This window comes from Pseudomonas sp. GW821-FHT01D09 (assembly GCF_059422465.1).
The window spans coordinates 218,251-236,589 of sequence record NZ_JBWKWY010000002.1 but is presented as its reverse complement, the minus strand read 5'-3'; the positions used below and the strand labels follow the sequence as shown (position 1 = coordinate 236,589).

Annotated in this window: 23 protein-coding genes; 1 reads left to right on the top strand and 22 read right to left on the bottom strand. The window is 59.0% G+C overall.

Annotated features, from left to right (window positions below; translation table 11 throughout):
- Positions 1-852 precede the first annotated feature (852 nt).
- The 8 genes from AC07W7_RS03835 to AC07W7_RS03800 form a co-directional block, all read right to left on the bottom strand.
- Positions 853-4,722 carry a TipJ family phage tail tip protein gene (locus AC07W7_RS03835; RefSeq protein WP_495038752.1) on the bottom strand — a complete coding sequence of 1,290 codons (3,870 nt, stop codon included), beginning with the start codon at positions 4,720-4,722 and terminating at the stop codon, positions 853-855.
- Between the two features lie 59 nt (positions 4,723-4,781).
- On the bottom strand, positions 4,782-5,369 hold the full coding sequence (locus tag AC07W7_RS03830; protein WP_495038751.1) for a tail assembly protein: 588 nt from the start codon (positions 5,367-5,369) through the stop codon (positions 4,782-4,784).
- Between the two features lie 55 nt (positions 5,370-5,424).
- Positions 5,425-5,775 (bottom strand): hypothetical protein, encoded by a 351-nt coding sequence (locus AC07W7_RS03825; RefSeq protein ID WP_495038750.1) that lies wholly within the window; start codon positions 5,773-5,775, stop codon positions 5,425-5,427.
- A gap of 51 nt (positions 5,776-5,826) precedes the next feature.
- The gene (locus AC07W7_RS03820) at positions 5,827-6,147 is read right to left on the bottom strand and encodes a hypothetical protein (protein WP_495038749.1); all 321 of its coding nucleotides are present in this window, start codon (positions 6,145-6,147) and stop codon (positions 5,827-5,829) included.
- Positions 6,148-6,219: 72 nt separating this feature from the next.
- Entirely contained in the window at positions 6,220-6,717 is a 498-nt protein-coding gene (locus AC07W7_RS03815) for a KilA-N domain-containing protein (protein ID WP_495038748.1), read from the bottom strand.
- Positions 6,714-6,932 (bottom strand): hypothetical protein, encoded by a 219-nt coding sequence (locus AC07W7_RS03810; RefSeq protein WP_495038747.1) that lies wholly within the window; start codon positions 6,930-6,932, stop codon positions 6,714-6,716. Before AC07W7_RS03810 ends, AC07W7_RS03815 begins: the two co-directional genes overlap by 4 nt.
- Positions 6,929-7,771, bottom strand: a complete 843-nt coding sequence (locus tag AC07W7_RS03805) for a Rha family transcriptional regulator (protein WP_495038746.1) — start codon at positions 7,769-7,771, stop codon at positions 6,929-6,931. The genes AC07W7_RS03810 and AC07W7_RS03805 overlap by 4 nt, the downstream gene beginning before the upstream one ends.
- Positions 7,772-7,839: 68 nt before the next feature.
- The gene (locus AC07W7_RS03800) at positions 7,840-8,013 is read right to left on the bottom strand and encodes a hypothetical protein (RefSeq protein WP_495038745.1); all 174 of its coding nucleotides are present in this window, start codon (positions 8,011-8,013) and stop codon (positions 7,840-7,842) included.
- Positions 8,014-8,135: 122 nt separating this feature from the next.
- Between AC07W7_RS03800 and AC07W7_RS03795 the strand changes: the two genes are divergently transcribed.
- A complete protein-coding gene (locus AC07W7_RS03795) occupies positions 8,136-8,522 on the top strand; it encodes an Arc family DNA-binding protein (protein ID WP_495038744.1) in 387 nt (128 codons plus the stop codon).
- 10 nt (positions 8,523-8,532) lie between these two features.
- On the opposite strand, the gene AC07W7_RS03790 is transcribed toward AC07W7_RS03795, so the two are convergent.
- The 14 genes from AC07W7_RS03790 to AC07W7_RS03725 all read right to left on the bottom strand — a co-directional run bounded on the left by AC07W7_RS03790 (position 8,533) and on the right by AC07W7_RS03725 (position 18,338).
- Positions 8,533-8,820 carry a hypothetical protein gene (locus tag AC07W7_RS03790; protein WP_495038743.1) on the bottom strand — a complete coding sequence of 96 codons (288 nt, stop codon included), beginning with the start codon at positions 8,818-8,820 and terminating at the stop codon, positions 8,533-8,535.
- Positions 8,804-9,565, bottom strand: a complete 762-nt coding sequence (locus tag AC07W7_RS03785; protein WP_495038742.1) for a C40 family peptidase — start codon at positions 9,563-9,565, stop codon at positions 8,804-8,806. Before AC07W7_RS03785 ends, AC07W7_RS03790 begins: the two co-directional genes overlap by 17 nt.
- Before the next feature lie 2 nt (positions 9,566-9,567).
- On the bottom strand, positions 9,568-10,320 hold the full coding sequence (locus AC07W7_RS03780; RefSeq protein ID WP_495038741.1) for a phage minor tail protein L: 753 nt from the start codon (positions 10,318-10,320) through the stop codon (positions 9,568-9,570).
- An 11-nt stretch (positions 10,321-10,331) separates the two neighbouring features.
- Positions 10,332-10,670: a phage tail protein gene (locus tag AC07W7_RS03775; protein ID WP_495038740.1), complete on the bottom strand. Its 339-nt coding sequence runs from the start codon at positions 10,668-10,670 to the stop codon at positions 10,332-10,334.
- Positions 10,670-13,756: a phage tail tape measure protein gene (locus AC07W7_RS03770; RefSeq protein WP_495038739.1), complete on the bottom strand. Its 3,087-nt coding sequence runs from the start codon at positions 13,754-13,756 to the stop codon at positions 10,670-10,672. Before AC07W7_RS03770 ends, AC07W7_RS03775 begins: the two co-directional genes overlap by 1 nt.
- 27 nt (positions 13,757-13,783) lie before the next feature.
- Complete coding sequence (locus AC07W7_RS03765; RefSeq protein WP_495038738.1) at positions 13,784-14,086, bottom strand: DUF1799 domain-containing protein; 303 nt, start codon at positions 14,084-14,086, stop codon at positions 13,784-13,786.
- Between the two features lie 17 nt (positions 14,087-14,103).
- Entirely contained in the window at positions 14,104-14,484 is a 381-nt protein-coding gene (locus tag AC07W7_RS03760; protein ID WP_032880702.1) for a phage tail assembly chaperone, read from the bottom strand.
- Between the two features lie 3 nt (positions 14,485-14,487).
- Positions 14,488-15,144, bottom strand: coding sequence for a phage tail protein (locus tag AC07W7_RS03755; protein WP_495038737.1), 657 nt, complete (start codon positions 15,142-15,144; stop codon positions 14,488-14,490).
- Between the two features lie 72 nt (positions 15,145-15,216).
- Complete coding sequence (locus tag AC07W7_RS03750; RefSeq protein WP_495038736.1) at positions 15,217-15,633, bottom strand: phage tail terminator-like protein; 417 nt, start codon at positions 15,631-15,633, stop codon at positions 15,217-15,219.
- On the bottom strand, positions 15,630-16,214 hold the full coding sequence (locus AC07W7_RS03745; RefSeq protein WP_495038735.1) for a hypothetical protein: 585 nt from the start codon (positions 16,212-16,214) through the stop codon (positions 15,630-15,632). The genes AC07W7_RS03750 and AC07W7_RS03745 overlap by 4 nt, the downstream gene beginning before the upstream one ends.
- Position 16,215: 1 nt before the next feature.
- Complete coding sequence (locus tag AC07W7_RS03740; RefSeq protein ID WP_495038734.1) at positions 16,216-16,608, bottom strand: hypothetical protein; 393 nt, start codon at positions 16,606-16,608, stop codon at positions 16,216-16,218.
- Positions 16,609-16,610: 2 nt separating this feature from the next.
- Positions 16,611-16,988 (bottom strand): hypothetical protein, encoded by a 378-nt coding sequence (locus AC07W7_RS03735; protein WP_495038733.1) that lies wholly within the window; start codon positions 16,986-16,988, stop codon positions 16,611-16,613.
- Between the two features lie 10 nt (positions 16,989-16,998).
- A complete protein-coding gene (locus tag AC07W7_RS03730; protein ID WP_495038732.1) occupies positions 16,999-17,304 on the bottom strand; it encodes a HeH/LEM domain-containing protein in 306 nt (101 codons plus the stop codon).
- Positions 17,305-17,360: 56 nt separating this feature from the next.
- On the bottom strand, positions 17,361-18,338 hold the full coding sequence (locus AC07W7_RS03725; RefSeq protein ID WP_003218352.1) for a major capsid protein: 978 nt from the start codon (positions 18,336-18,338) through the stop codon (positions 17,361-17,363).
- Position 18,339: the final 1 nt, after the last annotated feature.

The window sequence follows — 18,339 nt, the reverse complement described above, 5'->3', positions numbered from 1 at the left end:
AAGCCCGCCACATCCATAGCAATATTATTTAAGAGCATATAATCGCCTGATGACAGATTAAACGGGGCCGTCCAACTCAGCCTAGTTTGCCCTTGCCCAGTAGATGAGGCGCCAATATATTGCCAGCTTGTGATACTCCTCGTGAACTGGGCGGCAGGTGTTGCGCTATCAAATAGAAGCTTTGAGCTACCATCCCGCAACCTCATACCATAAATTGCAGTGGGCACAGATTTGAATGCCGCAACAAACCACTTACCTCGTGTTGGCACCCCTACAATGCTTTTAAAGGAAAACCCATACCACGCACCGGCCCCACCACTCAGCGTACAAAAGCAAAGAGTATCCGCCGTCTCGGGCCTGACAAAAACCAGAGGAGGCTCGTCAGTTAAGACTGGGGCCGCGAACGGAACATCAACCCCCTGCCCGAAACCATCCCAAGTCCCACTTTCAAGAACTACAAGCCGAGCGTATTCAGAGTCCAGAGTTACGACATCATTATTATTTTTAAACCTGAGCCCATATGACATCACCTATACCTCATGACAAGCAACCGCTGTGTTGCCGTCCCTAGCGGACCATTGTTGCTCTGCCTGTTACCGAACCACACCCTTACATTACCTGGGGTAACTTCTGGAATGAAACAAATAGCATCCCAAAACTGCCCGCTTGTATTGTATGGGGCAACCGGCACGCACACCGCCGAATATTTTTCGGGCTCGACTTCCGATATAGCTATATCCACAAACCTGCCAGAAGATCTCGGAATAAGGGCCGAGTAAACGATCCTTACCGTAAATGAGTTCTCATCGAGCTCAACAACTCCAGTAGCACTCTTTGTGCGAAGTCCATAAATCATGGCGAAAGTCTCCCGACGGTCGCGCGGTCGATATCGTTGGCATCAAATACTGTAAGGCCACCATTGTTCAGCAGTGATGAACCGTCTTCGTCTTCGCCCCGCAAAGTAAACTTGCCTGCTGGAATATTGATTTCCAGAAGCGGTCGGCCTTTGGAGTCAACCGTTGGCGACCGTAGAGTCATTCCCAGGATGATCTCTTGAATGATCGCCTTGCTGATGATTGCGGTGTTGAATACCACTTGGTTGTTCTCCACAACAAACATCGGGATTACCGTTCCGTCTAGCTCGTTCACGATGGCAAATCGCTGGGCGTAAATCAGGAATTCCGACTGCTCTCCGTTTGAGCCAAACGCAAGGCCCGATATAACCTTTCTTCCATCAACGATGGTCTGAGCCTTCATGGTGGTCTGAGCGGAAACTCTGCCATCGAGACCAACCAACGTCTGGCTAACCTGCTGAACCGATGCGTTGGTCTGCCCTATGCTTGATTGCAGGGTTTCCGTTGTCCTGCCCAAAGCCTCATTTGCCGATGCCTGCACTTTCTTCTCTGTGAAGAAGGCAGACGTGGATTCCCAAGACTTCACGACGCCGGCCAAATCAGCGGCACCATCATCACCGCGCACCGAAGCACGCAACGACTCATTGCTGGCTGCCAGGGACATGACCCTGCCATCAACCTCAGTGACCTTTGTGTCGAGGCCAGTGATAGCCACGGCATTACCGGCCACCTTCTCATCGGTCAGCGCCAGATCGCTTTTGAGCTGGTTCAGTTGAGTGGCTGCCGTCTCCCTGTTGGTCGCCACCACCTGCTCCAGAACGGTCAGCCCTGACTTGTTCGCCCCTACTTGCGCGTTCATCGTCAGATACTGCTGCGCCATCGCCTCGTTTTCGGTGGCCCTGGTGCGCTTCTCCAGAGCCAGATCAGCGGTTGACTGCCAGCCTTTGATCACGCCCGCCAGGTCACCAGCACCATCATCTTCCCGTGCTGCTGAGCGCAGCGCCTCAATGGATGATGCGGTGGCCACGATCTTTCCGTCGATCTCTTCGATCTTCGTGCTGACAAGGGCAATCTGCTGAGTGAGCGCGCTCGTGGTTTCGAGGATCGTCCCGATATCCTTCCAGTAGGTGGAGTTCGGCGGGGTTACGCCTGCCGGTACCGCCTGGATAGCCTGGTAGATTTGCCCACCTTCCTGGACAAACGCCGCAACCGGATAAGGTTTGCCGGGATCATAAGGCGCTGCACCCGTGACCTGCCCGAGCAGCTCTTCCAGCTCCTGCTTGGCCTGTCCCAGGCGATCATTGACCGACCCAGGACCGTCGCCTGTAATCAGCTCGATCTCTTCGCGCAAGTCCTGGTACAGAGCTCCCTTGCCAATCTTACCGGCGTAATACTTGTCGTATTCAGTCTGGTCCGAACTTGCCTGGCCATTGACCGCACCAGGGATCGGGAAGAACGGCCCGACGTTGCCGGTACGGTCCACCAGCCGCGCCCAGAAGAACAGACTCGCCCCCGCCAGCAGGCTGTGCATCTCATGCTTGGCCTGCGGGTAGCTGAAGTCGCTCAGCTTGATCGCCGTCGTCAGGTCCGGCGACTCGCTGTACCAGACCTCTGTGCGCTGGGTGTCCTCTGCACCTGGTGGAAAGCCCCACTGTATGCCAATGCCGTAGACCAGGCTGGTGGTGGTCAGGAACGCCACAGCCGGCGGCAAGCCGACCTTCCCCTCCAAGTTGGTAAGGTTTGAGCTCTTCCAAATCGAAGAGATCTCGAAGGCGCTCACAGACCGTACCCGAGCCAGATAGGCACCCGAGTAAATCCCCGTAACGTCCACGCTGGTCGAGCCAGTGCGCTGCAGCTTGATCCAGTTGCCGCTGTCCTTGCGCCACTCCACGTCATACGCGACCGCGCCAGCAACGGCGGGCCAAGAGATGTTCATGGTGCTGATGGCCAGGCCCTGGTCCACGGAGTAATTCGACGTGATATCGACGCTCGCCGGCGCCGGAACGACGGTGATCGGCACAACGCTGATCGGGCGATCTTCAAGGCGTGCGCCGGTATCGATGTGCGCGAACTTGCTCGGGTCGTACTGGACAGCCGAGATCTCGAACACACCTGGCTCCGGCCGGGCCACGCTGACCACGCGGTACAACGGGATGGCCAGGTCGTCAGCATCCAGCGCCCACACCAGCTCAGGTTCCGGCACTACGGAGTAAGCAACGGTCACGGTAATCTGCCGGCCGCTGACCAGGTGCACGGTCCGCCCCTCGCACTTGCCGTCGGGCAGGTTGAGGATCAGGCGATCGCCGGGCTTGGCCTGGGTATCGCGGTCCAGTGTGATGACTTTGCCGTTCACCGCCGAGATGCGCCCGCCCACAGGTCTACCGGCCAGAAGCTCGTCCGCAATCGGGATCACGTAGCCAGGCAGCGGAATGCGTCCATCGAGGCCGACCTTAAAGGTAACGGCGCGGTCTTTGGAGTTGGTTAGCAGAGCCCACTTGCCGCGGCGCTGGGCCTCAGACTCGCGGGTGCAGCCAATAGCGCTGATCTCCAGCGGGTTATCGCCGTAGCGCCGCTGCAGCTTCGGATCGGTCACCGGGGTGACATCGGTGTCGTAGTTGTTCAGCGGGTTGTCGTAACTGACCAGCGCCCGGGTGTAGCGGGTACGCTCCGACGCACTGGAATAGGTGAACTTGCCGTCGATCACGTTCGCGCGGGTGTAGGCAAAATCGAAGTCCGTGGCGCGCGGCATATCCGCCAGGGTGAACACCTGGCCCTGGGCCCAGTAGGTCATGCCCCGGTAGATCGCTGAGATATCGCGCAGCAGAGACCAGGCATCAGCTTTGCTTTGCAAGTTCAGGTTGCAAATGAAGCGCGGCTCCTGGCCACCCTTCCCGTCCGGCACCTGCTGGTCGCAATACTGCGAGATGCGGTACAGCTCCCACTTGTCGACCATCCACGGCTTGATACGACGGCCTAGGCCAAATCGGTCGGCCGTGGTGATGCCATACGTAGCCCAGACCGGGTTGTTGGTGTAGGCCTCCTTGAGCGTCCCATCCCAAATGCCGCTGTATGTGCGCGACACGGGGTCATAGTTGCTCGGGACCTGCCACTTGCGAGCCTTGCAGCCGACGGTCACCGCCGGAATGCTACGGAACTGCTCGGCGGAGAACTCGATATAGAGCAGCGCCGTGTTCGGGTAGCGAATCTTCGCGTCGATCACCTCGGTGAAGCCCGCGATCTGCATGGTGTCAGCGATTTTGTTGTTGTTCTGATTGGTCGTCAGGCGCGTGATGCGCATCAGCCAGCCGGTGGTTGCCCGGGGCAAATCGATACGGCGGGTGCGTTCGTAGGTGCTGGTGGTCTTGCCGTCCACAGCCTCACTCAGTACCTGCTGATACGCGCCGCCGTCGGTGGCCACCTCGACCTTGTATTCAATACGGTAGCCGTTGATGTTGTTGCTCGAATCCACGGACTGGAGCGCCGGCCAGGCGAAACGTACTCGCACGGCAGAAAGCTGGGTGTTGCTGATCGCTCGAACCCATGGCGTGCCACTACGCAGCTCGGTGCTGATCGTGGTTTCGTTCTCGATCGACGGAATGCCCTGGATATAGGTCTGGTCCACCGCCCCCGTACGCCACTCCCATTTCACGTTCGGGAAGTTCATGTTCCCCTGGGGGTCTTGCAGCGGAGTGTTGTCTAAATAGATGTCCCGCGCGGTAGGCGTGCCTTCAAACTCACCTTCCCCGATCGCGATCAGCATTTTGGCAATGGCGACAGAGCGCAGACTGTCCGGGGCTTCAGTTGGGGTCTTTGGCTTCTCGGAACCACCCTTGGCGCCGTAGATGTCGAGCTTCTTTGCTGCGCCCATGCTTTTCTCCAGGCAATAAAAAACCGGCTCATGGCCGGTTGCGGTGCTGCGGGTTTTCGTTACATCTGATCTTCGGCGTAAATGGCTGCGCTGATAATTGCCCCGCCCCAGCGGCGTTCGCCGATGCATAGCGGGACCGGGTTACCCGATGCGGTAGTGTTCTTGGCGCTGCCGAAGGCATAGCCGGGTGTGTTCTCAGGCGCAGCGCTTGTCTTGAGGCCGCCGGCCTGGGGGCTGAGCATTTGGATCACGCCGCCGGCGACAAGGCCGATACCGGCGGCCATCAAGCCCGGACCAGCCGGGCCAGCAAAGAATGAGGCAACAATCAGGACAGCGCCGATGATGGTCTGAAGAATCCCCGCGCGCTTGGAACCTGTAATTACCGGGACTATGCGAATCACACCTCGCCCCTGATAGCCAATCTCTGTCTCGCCAATGTTCCGTTTGCCACGGAAAACTGCGAACTCAAGACCTCGGGCTTTAGCAGAGCTAATAAATCGTTCAAGCCCAGGAATTTGGACACACAAAGCCTTAATAGCCTCTGCTGGGCTCCGAACCGCCAGTCTGTACTCTTTGCCAAATTGGCGTAATTGCCCGCCGAGTCGAACAGTTTCTATCGGTGCATATTCAATAGCGAGTGCTGCCATTGCATTTCTCCAAGCGTAAAAAAACCGCCGTTGGGCGGTTTTTCTTCAGAAACGGTTAGAGGCAGCTGCGAACCGCATCTTCTATCGCGCCTCGCCCCACCATTTTTGCCCAGGGCATGCGCTGATATAGCGCGACCCTGCTGCCACTTCCAGATCTTCCGATTTCAAGGACCTCGTCTGCCATCATGTCTGTCGCCACAATAAGGCGATAGCCATCTTCCGTTTCGGACATGGTTGAGGCTGATCGCTCCTCCTGCCATTTCGGGAACACGCAAAGCGCATATTGTTTTGGCGACTTCTTGCTGCTCGAACTGATTGTTGGGGCATTTTTTTTAAGATCGCCGGGTGTCGAGCACGCAGCCAGCAACACAGAAACAGCCATGACCGAAGCCAATAAAATACGCATGACATCCCTCCCTGTTAAAGGAGGGAGCGTATCACTACAGCCCAACCCTTCCTATGCGGTGAGCGCGCCTTCGACAAAACCGAGAGCGGTCAACACATCCTTCCTGATGTTGAACGTTCTGCACATGAACAGCATGTGATTGCCGTTCTTGGCCTCGTCAAGCATCTCGCGGACCTCTTTGGCAACCACTGCACGATCCAAAATCATGTTCATCTGCATGTCTGCGCCTTCAGGGATCTTGGAATTATCAATTTCAGCCTGATTAGATCCAAGAATGACGTTGGCTCTCATTACCTTTCCGAGATACTCAACCTTCAACACTTCGTTCCCTTTAGCGTCTCGCGCTTTTTCTCTGCGACTGACCGGGTTCATTTTTCGCTCCTTGATTATCTTTCGGTTGAACGAAAGCCCCGAATTAACGGGGATCTTCGTGGTGCAATGAGGCTAGGCCGCATCAAGAGCAAGAGTCAACTGTAGTTGCTCGCGCCAGTAATCTACATTGTGTTCTAGTCCTGGCTTTGACCAACGCCACCCCGAAAGCTCTTTTCCGCTTAGGCTTGCGAGTTGCTGACCACGCTCAAGGGCAAGGCATGCGGAGTCGAAGCGCTTACGAACATCCACGTCGCCGTGAAGAAGCGCGTCAATCTGCAGGTCGCACCAAACCGAGAAGTCGGCGGACAACCACCGCGCAAATGCGACAGCCAACTTAGGGTGCAGCCATATCCCGCCGCTTCGCCCCATCTTTCGACGAATTAATGTGTCGGAGGATCCGACACATAGGCGCTTTGCCAAAGCCTCCAGGTATTCCAACGTGGTTGGGAGCGCGAGCCAATGACTTGGCCTTTTGCCAAATTTCTTTGATATCGCTGTCGCATTAAGCCAGCCATCCGCGCTGAGCTGCACTGGATGGCCTTCGTAATCAAACGGAACGATATTGCTCATGCAGTTTTCCTCGACTCGACTGACGTCGCTGCGCCTGGATTGAATCCGTCCAGCGGCAACAGGCTCTTCTCGCTGACCGAGTAGCGCTTGCCCTCGACCAGCATCAGCCAGTTTTCTTCGACCTTGCGGATCAGTTGGCCGGAGCGACCAACCAGATTTGGCCGCTCCGGCATCAGGATCAGTGCGCGACCACCAGCTTTCAGGGTGAAGTTCATGCCACCGCCCTCCGCGAAGCTTGGTAGAGCGACCGGCGCCGCAAATTCTCGGTAGCCAGCGCTACGAACTCGAACATTTCCGCCGTCGAAACTGGCATGTCCCCGTGAACGAGCATCGACTGCATGAACTGCTGTCGCGTCAGAACGAACGCGCCCATTGGAACTGGAGTGATCTGCGCGTTGCCTTTTGGGTCAGCACTGAGGAGATAACGATCACACTGACCAAGCTTTTCCGGGATCAAGCTCGACTGACGAGGGATGTACTCGCCCTCGATTGCATAGCTCGCTACAAAATTGCAGGCCGCGTCCATTTGGTCGGCGGGAATCAGTTCCATGCGCGGAACATCGAAGCGCGCGTGGAGTGCTGAGGCGAGTTTGGCTGTGGCACTGCGTTGATGCTCGGAATCCAGCTTGGCTACACGGCAGCGCATTACGTTGCTGAGCGTCCTCGCGCCTTCGGCGCCCAGCGCCTCGGAAACAGCTTTGGCAACGAGGCTCTTGCTCGAAAGTCCCAGCTGAGACGCCATCCAGTTGAAGGCAGCAATGTAACCTTCCTTGATAGCTGCGGCTTTCTTGCCGGTGAAGCTCATCACCAGGAACATGAAACCGTCCTTGGTCATCTCGAAGGCTTCATAGGTGTTGCCGCGATGCTCAAACTGAACCGACGAAAAGTTGTCGGTTAAAAACTGAGCAGAACACTCAAGCGCTCTGACCTTGGCAATAACGTGGTTGTGGAGCTTTTCAAATGCTTCAGCGACCTGCCGAGTTGAGGTGAAGACCTCGCCGTTACGGGCCTCAACGAATTTGCGCATGTCAACTACTGTGGTATTCTTGCTCATGACGATTTCCTCTCTGAAGTTGATCTCGTTACCTGAAGCCCTGGCCTGCACGCCGGGGCTTCCTCGTTTCAGGCTACCGCCTGCTTGCTCTGTTGTTCCCGCCACTTGAAACCCTCCTCAATCAAAAGTCCGAGCTCAGCGTTGAGGCTTCGGCGATTGGCGTGTGCCTCCTGCTTTGCCTTCCCCTTAAGTTGCTCTGCGATCCGTAGGCTGTACGGTGCAACTTGGTGCGCGTCTTTCATGATTGCCTCCTTGGTGTGTGGACTCATATTAACTCAGATATAAATAGAGTCAAGTAGGATCATTGAGCCTAATTGAGTCATTGCGCATACTGCCCGCATTGCAAAACCACCCCGAGCAATTCATGACTGACCGCCACCAGATTTCCCCGTACCCAATTCGGATGCCTGCCGAGTTGAGAGATCAGCTTGAGGAGAGCGCCCGTAAAGGCTCGCGCTCACTGCATGCTGAGATCATCTCCAGACTCACCACCAGCTTCTCGCCTCGAACTCTAGATGAGGTTGAGGTGGCAAAGGCTGATGAACTGGACAGGGAAATAGCCAGGCTCACCATGGAAGGCGCCAAGTACAGCCGCGCAATGAATGCTCTTATGGAAAAAGCCAGAGCGGCGGCCGGCACTCCAGATGAAGATAGCTTTGGCGCTCAGATACTCGAAGTGGCAGAGGCTTTCGGCAAGATCGAGAGGGCGAAATTCCAGGCCATGATGCGCCGGGAGATGCTCGACAACTGACGGCGGCTCCCTACGCCCGCGCCACAGCAAAATCAATTCTGCCTGGACCAGACACAAGGCCAGCGGTAAGGCCTGGCGTTCCTATGTATGCGCGGCTGTAGCCATCCTTGCTCTGGCACTTGCCGGAGAATTTCATGCGATCAATCTCGACACCATCATCCAGAATGGCGACTTCGGCTTCAGCACCGCAGATACCAGCGTCGGTAATGGTGAAAAGGTCGTAAATGGTCAGCATGTAGCGTTGCGAGGTTTGCATGCCCTGCTCCAGCGGCCCTGCCGCGTCATGGTTGTTTTGCATCTTTATGCCTGAGGATCAGGCGCGTTCTGTCATGCCACGGGCCGCCGAAGACGATGATTTCCGACGGCCTGCCGTACAGGTGGTGCAACAGGAATGGCCCTGGCCCGAACGTGCCGGACTCTTCACCCGGTAGCGACGGATCGGTGCCCAGGTATATGCCAGCGTGGTTCGGGTGAGCTGTTCGCCCGACCTGCATAACGATCATGTCACCGCGCTGCGGCCGGTCAACGCGCACAAAGCCGGCGGCCTCGTAGTTCGCTTCGTACAGGCTCGCGTTCTCCGCGCTCTCCCACCACCCATCGATGCGCTGGAAGGCTTCAAACTCCAGCCCCCACTCACGCTGGTACCAATCAGCGCAGACCTGCCAGCAGTCCCAGGTGCCGTGCACGAACGGACGATTGAGCAGTGGTGTATGGCCGGTCGGCGTGATCGTGCGTAGGTCGCCCTCGGGCCAGCTCAAAATGTGCCAGGGCAAGGCCGTGGCCTCGCACATGGCCAGGTCGTGCGGTGAAGGCCTGCTGGTAGCGTCCGGGTGCGAGTGAACGATGCCGATAACCTCACCCAGGTCTTCCGCCGCAGCGTAGTCCTCGGGATCGAGCCGGAACTCCTCGCTCGGCTCCGTGGCAATGTTCCGGCACGGGAAGTACTTCTGGGCCCGCCCAACAGCCAACAGCAGGCCGCAGCACTCTTTCGGATACTCCGCCGCCGCGTGCGTCTGGATGGCCGCAATGACGTGTTTTCGCATGATCAGCTCCGGGCAATGAGGGAAACGGCAGGGAACCCACCGAAAGCAAGCTCGTTGCTCTCGCCATAGCGCAACTTGCAGGACGAGAGGCAGCCCTTGCACTGATCCTTGGCCGGGTCATCCGTGGGGTTGTCTTCGTCATCAAACATCGCTGTCCCCGTGTAGTTACAGTCAGGGCCCCTGTATCCCCCCGTCATGGCCCAGTGGCAGAACGTCGTCATTTGGCGCCCTGGCAGACCGTGGTTATCGATCTCGCCCGGCGAGGACAGCTCCCAGACCACAGCCTCGCCGTCCTCGCTGGTTTTCTGGTCGATGTACCAGATTTCCAGCGCTTCCTGGGTCGGATCGGCTGTTGGGTTTCCCTCGGGGAAGTTCGCTGAATCCAGGTACTTGGCCAACGTCTCGCGAACCGTCAGCTTGAACTTCAGTAGATCCTCGAAGGCGAGGCAAAGCGCAGTAACCCGCCCATTCACGTTACCGGCTGCGAAAGTCGGCCGAGAGGCTGTGCCATCGCTGCTCGAAGAAATACCTTCAATCTGCACCGGCCAGGCCGCGTACTCCTCGCCCTGCCACCAAATCGACTTGGCCGGCAAATCCTCATCAGAATGCTCGTAGGCCAGCAGCTCTTCGGGCGTGTGCGGAATGGCGTGCCCATGAAAGCGCAGGTAATCCGCGCCATACTCGGTCCCGTCAATTTCAAACAGGCGAATCTCGCCGCCGGGCTCCAGTTTCTGGATGTCCGTGATCAGTGCCATGGGCAGTTATCTCAGGGGTGAAAGGTTTGTTGGAAGGTGGCGGTGATGGCGTAGACCTGGCCGCCGCGGTGCACAGGCTTGTAGCCGTTGCACTTGTATAGGCCAAGCTCGCCAAGGGGCGGCTCCCAGAGGAAGCCCTTCGCCCCCTTGTGGCGATCGAGGAAGTCCATGATGTCCTTGATGCGTCCCTTCACGCCCGTGAAGGTCACGGGCCAGGATTGCGACCGATTGTTGAGGCCATCCTCGACCGACTGCTCGTACCCATCGCCAAACTGCTTGGAGCGAACGCGCTGGGCGATATCGCCCTCAGCGCCCTTTTCCGTCGCCCAGGTGAATCGTTCGATTGCCATCAGCGCCCCTTGATTGCTTTGTTGATGACGCCGCCCTGGCCCATGTCCTTGTTGCGCATCTGTTGATACTTCTGCTCAACGAACGCGGCCAGCTCCTTACCGAATAGGTCGTAGCCAGGCGCGTCAGCGGAAGACGATGCGCTCCCCTCACCGTCGATATGCACTTCGACATTGATCTGGGTTGCATCCGCCCCGCCACCGCCCATTGCCATTACGCCCAGCTTACCGCTGGAGGTTCTGGTCAGGGGCATGATCGCCTCTTCCCCGGCCTCGCCCATCACCCCGGTCTTGCCGTTGGCCATGCCAAACGCCGTGGGCTTGCTGACGATGGAGTTGGTAAACGCACCGCCGTCGGCGAACATCTGCACACCACCCGACCAAGCGCCGCCCATGGCTTGCGGGAAGTACGAGCCGGAGTAGCCGCCGGCGGACGCGCCAAGGTTCGACGACGCCGCGCCAGCGGATCCGGCTGCCAGACCATTGCCGCCGGCAACGCTGCCGCCGAAATAACTCGCCGCCGCGCCGACTAAGCTTCCCAGTAGTGCCGAACTGGCCTGCCGAGTTGCGATGCGCGCCATATCTGCCAGGATCGATTTGGCGAAGTCCGAAAACGACGCCTTGCCAGTCATGGCGAAGTTGACGATCGAGTCCTCCATGGAGCTGAAGGCATTACCGAACAGAGCCTTGGTTTGGCCAGCGATGTTTTGCGCCGAATCTAGATAGTTGGCCCAGGCCGATGTCGCGCCCTTCGTCCAATCACCCTGAGCGGCCTCCACATCCGCGTAGTTCTGCCGGATCTGGTCGGTAGCAGCCTTGTTCGCGTCTGCGAGCGCCTGCGACTTCCGCTTGAACTCCTCCTCCGACATGTTGCGCGACGGATCGGAACGCTGGTTTTCCAGATCCAGCGACTGCTGAGCAAACCGGTCTTGCTGGCCGTTCAGCTCACCGTTGAGCGCGTTCTGCCGATCTCCCTGGCCAACGCCGAGCACTGCACGCTGGCCCGCAAGCTCCAGGGCTCGCTGTTGCTGCCCCAGCGCCTGCACGTACGAGCTGATTGCCCGCTCCTGCTTGGCCAGACGCCCAGCCTCATTGGTCGCCAAAACCTCCAGCTGGCTGTCGGCATCCTTCTGTGCCTTGACCATCCCTGCGCGCGCGTCTGCAATCTTCTGGTCCAGCTGGATGCTTTGCGCTGCCGAGGTGGTCTTCTTGCCTTTGGCGGCCTCCAGTGCGGCAATCTCGGCCTCGTAGGCTACCGTGGTTTGGTCGAGTTGATTGCCGATCAGTGCTTGGCGCCGCAGCAGATAGTCTTCCTCAGACAGCAGGCCGGCCTTCTGTGCCGCTTCCAGTTCCTTCTGGTGGTTTTTGTAGGTGTCAGTGATGGCTGCCAGGTCGTTCTTGGCGCTGTTGAAGCTGGCCAAGTCGACCGCCGAAGATCCGCCTGTTTTCGAGTCCTTGAACTTGTCGCGAGTCTGCTTTTCTAGGGCCGCCTCCTCGGCTGCGGTGAACGTGTAGCCTGCCTGGCGCGCAGCAGCGATACGCCTTTGATTTTCCTCAAGCGCCTTCGTCAGTTTCGTGGACTTTGATGCAGTGGCGTCAAGGTTGTTTTGCAGGGTTTCATAGGCCTTAGTTCCCTCTTGGATATCCTGGGCCTGAAACATTTCCCGTCGCGCTTTTGCCTTGTCATCCACTTCTTGCTGCAACAGGGCGGTAATGTCGCTCTGGGCACCTGACTCGCCGCCGCTGAGCATCATCATGTCTGGGTTTTCGCCCAGGATCATGGGGTTCGACTTGGCGTTGCGAAGCGTATTCAGGCGATCCGCGAGCTTTTCAAACTTCTGGTCGAATGTCTCTTCACGCCCAATATCAAGTATTGCGTCCCATGCCCCCTTCGCGGCTCCCTTAACCAAGTTCCAGGCGCTTTCTACTGCGCCCAAGTTACTGGTGATGGTATCCGCGCGCAGAATCAAAGCATCGGCGTAGGCGCTCTCTGCCAACTGCTGGGCACCCAGAGTGTCACCCTGCTCATGCAAGGCTCGAATTTGGGTGTACACGGCGGCAGTGAGAAAGTTGTACTTGTCGTTGAGCGCAACGACAGCCTTCACCGGGTCATCCGCCAGCTTGGCGAACTCATCGACGGTTTCTGATGCCGCTTTTCCGGTGGCCTTTTCAAACGACAAGGCAGCAACCGCAATATGCTCGAAGCTACTGCTCACGATCCTACCGGAGCCCGCCAGTTGTGCCAGAATCGCCGCTGCCGCCCCAGTAGTGCCAATGGTGTCGCTGACCTGACGCGCCATACCCCCTAACGATGAGGATGTTGCTCCGGCGTAATTGCCGGTTAGGACCAATGACTTGTTATAGCGGTCCTGCTCCTCGCTGCCCTTGTAGTAGGCAACCCCAAGAGCGGCGACGGCGCCTGTCGCCAGGGCAATAGGCGCCAGCATGGCCAACAGGCCGGCAGCCGATGCACCAGCACCCGCGCCAAGCTGGAGAACAGCACGAACACCGCTCCCCCAGTCACCAGAGGACAGCGCATTGCCAAGCTGCGTGACATTTTCCTGCGCCTGGCGGGTGCCGAGGCGCAGTTTGTCGAACCCGGTAGTGGTTTTTTCGAGCTTGGCATAGTCCTTGTCGATCTTGCCCAGGGCGCTGTTGTACTGGTCCTGACTGATGCGCCCCTCGTCCAGGTGCTTACCAAGCTGCTCGACCTGAGTGTCCAGCTTCGCCAGTGCGGCGCGGGCCGGGTCGATGGCACCCAGCAGGCTGTTCAGGGCCTTCTGTTCGTCCAGGGCAGACTTGGCCAGGGCCACCTGCTGCTTGTCGAGCTGCGCGGAGATCTTCGCCGCCTCGGCCTCGCCATAGGCACCGGTCTTGGTCAGCTTGGCGAGAGCTTCACGTTGCTTTGCCAGATCCTGGGTAGTCTTGGCGCTGGTGGAAAGCGATTTCTCCAGGGCCTGCATTTCGTTCATCAGCGAAACGGCGGACTGCTCGGCCCGGCCGCCGGCCTTCGCCATATCATCCAGGTTGGTTTTTGCCTGGATTGCATCGGCCGAGTCGATCTTGACGCCGAGTTCTGCAATGTTCATCGACTCACCTTGAATAAGTGCCCGTGGTTACGGGCTGTTTTCCCTTTCCTCCGCCATAACGCGCAGGGCTTCGCCTTCCAGCACCTGAAGGTCAGGGAAGATTTCAGCGAGTTTCTTTTTCTTGATGCCGAGGAACCCGGCCACGTCGCGGATGCAGCTGTAGTCGAGACCGATCGCGCCGCCGGCGCCTGCTCGCCACTGGGTGGACATGCGGTTGAAAAGGAGGAAGGCCGGCCAGTTGCATGGCCAAACCTCCACTTCCTCAACCAAATCTCCAGGGGCAAGGCCGAACATCCCGATAATCGCGTCGGGCACTCTCGGCGAATACATGGCGCGGGCGGCGTCGGTTAGTTTCCCAGGCGGGCCTGGTTATATGCGCCTTCATGGGCTTTAACGACCGCCTCGGCGGCGCCCTGGCAGGACTTCACGAATGCAACAATGTTGTCGTCGTTGTATTCGTCGTCGAAGCCCCAGCCTACTACCAGATCCTTGATCTGCTGGGTTTGCTGCTCGGTATCCACGGCCACAATTTCTGACCATGACGGTTTATCGCCCAATGCGGCCTGCGCCTTCTTCCGCTTCTCGTTCCATTCATCGAACAGAGCAGCAAGCTCGGCGCGATCCCGGTACTTGAAGGTGAACTCAACCTTCTCAGGCGCGCTGCCGACGATTGGAATCAGCACTGGCGCAGCGAAAGTGGCGTTCTGCGCGATACGGATCTTGGCCATGGGTTACACCACCGCAGTCAGGTAGCGAGTCGGCTCGGCCTGCAGTGCCAGGTTGACGGTGCGCGTCAGCAGGTTGTTACGAGACACCGCCGGCTGTTTGGAGAACGACGTGTAGGCGCCGTACAGCAGCGTGTCATTGCCCGGCAGGTTCAAACGTGCGGCCTCGACCTGCTTGCCCGCATCGGCCTTCATCAACACCTTGTTGAAGTCTTGAATCGGATCGTCGGCGAGGGTCAGTACCATGCTGGCAGCCGACTTATCGGTGGGAATCTGCTTGCCCTGGTCGTCTTCGAGGAAAACCACGTCGAGGTAGTTCTGCTCGCCACCGGAGAAGGCCACATCGGAGATTTGCGGGATCTGAACCCAGGTCAGCACCTTGCGCATGGTCCCGGCGCCACCACCGAAAGGAAAGGCCTGGGTGTCGGTAGTGTCGATACTTTCCAGGGTGATTGCAGTAGCAGTCGCCGCCTTCACGCGCACGACCTTGCTATCCAGCTTGCTCCAGCCAGAAGTGAGCAGGACGATGTCGCCCGCAGCCAGGGTGCCGCCGACAACGGTGGCCACTGCCTCAGCGGCGTTGGTGATGCTGGCAAACGCCAGAGCAGCCGCATAGGTTGCAGCGTGCTGGAAGGTGCCGCCGTTCGGGATTTTGTAGCCCATTGGTATTTCCTCTTTGCAGATATGAAAAAACCCGCTCGATGGCGGGTTCGTGGGTTTGCCCAACGGGCGGGATCAGTCCGTGTCGGCTCGGTACAAGAACGAGACCGGGACGGTATAGGTGGAATCGCCGGTAATACCGGGGCCCTGGTCGACCGGCGACATCGTCACCAAGGTGACCGGGCCCTTGGTGTCCCTGGCGTACAGCGGGAACAGATCTGTCAGTTCAGCTGCTATCGGGTTCGTCTTGGTCTTGCCGGTGCCCGCCGGCGCGATGATGCTCACTTGGAACACACCGGTGAACAGCCGGTGATCACCGCCGAGCGTGTTGCTCGCGGTGTCGCCCGGGATAGTGAAGGCCCGCAGGTAGGTCTCGCCTGCCGCCGGCGTGTAGGCCATGTTCTCGAAAACGATCTTGAGCTTCTCTGACCTGGCAGCGTTCCAGGCGATGAGCTTGGCCTCGTAGATCGAAGCGATGATTGCGTGACTCATACCTGGTTACTCCTGATGGCCTCCAGCACGATCTGCTGGAAGCGAGCCACGGTGACCCGGACCATGCCGCCGGGGGCCTGGGTGGAATGACCGAACTCCAGAGGGATCGCGTAGGGCAAGTTATTGATGATGTAGGCCATCTGGCCGGCGGTGAAGTCGCTCATTGCAGCGACCAGCGCGGCAGTGGTTTCGGCGCCGCTGGGGTCAACCTCGTCGAAGGTGACATTCTCGACCACGCCGAGCGATATGTGCCAGTTCGCACGGAACCGACCGCCGACGTAGCCCTCGGGAGCCTTGATGTCCATGCCATCGTTGAGTTTGCGACCCTTCTTGAGCCTGCCGGCCTTGGTGAGATTCGCCGGGTCACTACGCAGCGCGCTGTTGTGATCGCCTACCGCCTTGTTGTACTGAGTCGCTACGACGTTCTGCGCCCAGATCTCCGGGTTGCCCGCGGGAGACATGCGAATCAGGCTGCTGCCGACCTCGATGATGATCTCACGTACGCTCGCGTCGATGGCTTCGCTGGCCTGGGTGGCGAACTCGGCCAAGCTCAAGGCGAAGCTGCCGGATTGGGTCGCCATATCATTTCCTCAGTTGCGCCGTCCACGTCGCGTCAGCAGGGTCCGCAGAGACGTTCATCACCCGCAACCCGTTGACGATATCGCCAATGGCCGGCGCTGCTGGGACCGCCGTTGGCACCCCGGCCTCGGACACGAATAGCTCGTTTTGCAGCACCAGAAGCTTCTTGTCGGTGGTCTGGATGAGCGAACCGTCGATCTCCTTGGACAGGTAGCTGCCTAGAACACCGCGCCCTGCGTACGTCACCGTGGTCTCCGGCGTTTCGCCGCCCAGATCAGGGTCCCATTCGCCAGCGACCTTGCGTACGCCTGTCACCGGCTTTACCGCGTCGGCCAGGCCATCGGGATCATCGAACGACTCGGCCAATTCAGCCTGGATCTCTTCGCGCATGCCCATGATCAGATCCTCTTCAGCATCATTACGCCGGAGCGCTTGATCCACGGCGCGAGCAGCGCCAGGGCGAAGTTCACGCCCGCCGACTGATCGGTTGAGCCCGCCACGTAGGTCTTGCTCACAGACGTGCCGGACTGAGCCGATACCGTCTTGCTCTGCACTTCCTTCTGCGTAGCAGTGTACAGCTTGCCCGCCGCTGCCTCTTTGGCGACCTGGGCGCCGGCTGTTTTGATCTCGGCCGGGACCGGACCGGGAACAGCCCGCTTAATCTTGGCTGTGAGCCAGGCATTGGCCATGGCCACAGCAAGGACCGGATCACCGGTGCCGGCCCAGTCAGGACCGAGCTGGGCGTCAACATCGGCAACGGTGATGAAGTCGGTCATGTGCTTGTCCTTATTCCGCCGGCACCAGGGCCTGCAGGTCTTCTTTCTTGGCGGTTGCGTCGAAGGCAATGCCCTTGGCGGTCAGCCACTCTTTCAGCTCGGGGACCTTCATTTTCAGAGGGTCGGTTTCCGGGGTTTCCTGCTCCTCGCCATCGGAAACCTTGATGCCGGCCGCTTGGTAGGCATCGAAGATATCCGGGGCATCGCCGTCGACCACCACCTCGGTTGCGGCGCCGATCACGCCGAAGAACTCGCTCAGCAGGCGGTAGCACACGCCGCGCTCTTTGCCCGGCTTGTTCGTATAGATCACTTTCATGAGTCACCTCAAAAGCACCCCGGCGCCCATAAAGGCGCAAGGTTGTGTGGGCCGGATTACGGCGTGGTAGTACCGCTGATGACGGCGGCGAACGGGACCTGCTTGCGGCTGAATACACGCTGCCAGTTCGCGGCGGCTGCGTACTGAGTCGCGGTTGGGCTGAGGTTCTGAGCCTCGGAACCTTTCCAGCTGAAGCCGGCAGGCTGGAGGATGTACGTCTTCCGCTCCCACAGCACTTCGGCACCGCCGCCGTTACCGCCGCCGGGCTTACGCTCCAGTTCTACCGGAACCTTCGGCGTGCCTTCGCCATAACCGAACGCGCCCTGGCCGAAAAACACAGACAGGTACTTACCCGCGCCATACACCAGGGCATCGTCCATGAACACTGGCTTGCCGAGGTAGGTGGCCAGAATGATCTTGCCGTCGGAGTCGCGCAGGTACTCGATGAGGTCCTGCTTGACCATCTGGTTCATCACCACCGAGTGCACGCCGATCGCGCCGAACTGGTCAGCCGCATCGCCGGCGGTGAACGCAGCATCCTGGAAGGCATTCGCGCTGATGGTCGCACCCGCGTCGATGACCATGTCACCGCCGTTGTTCGCGATGTTCGAGGCGATGATGCCGCGAGCCGCGCCCAGGGTGTAACGCTGCCACTGGCGGGTCCAGTAGGTGCCGAAGCGGTTGCGGATCTGCTGCTGAGGTTCGGTGTTCGCCAGCTCAGCAGTCAGGTCAGTGACGCCGTAGCCTTTGTTGAGGTACAGGACGCGGGCACGCATGCTGTCCTGGGTGACTTTGCCGACTTCACCCTGGTCGTTCGGGTCGTCGTTGCTGATGTTGGGAGCTTCATCAGCGTTGAGATCCTGCCAGTAGCTGATCTCGGCGGTGCCCTGGCTGCCGGAAGCGATCGCATCCAGCACAGGCGAGCGGGTCACAATGCCCGACTCGTACACAGCGGTCTTTTCCGGGCTGTTAACCGGTGCCAGGGAGGCGTAGTAGTCGCCGACGAAGATGTCGGTCAGTTGGGTAGTTGCCATG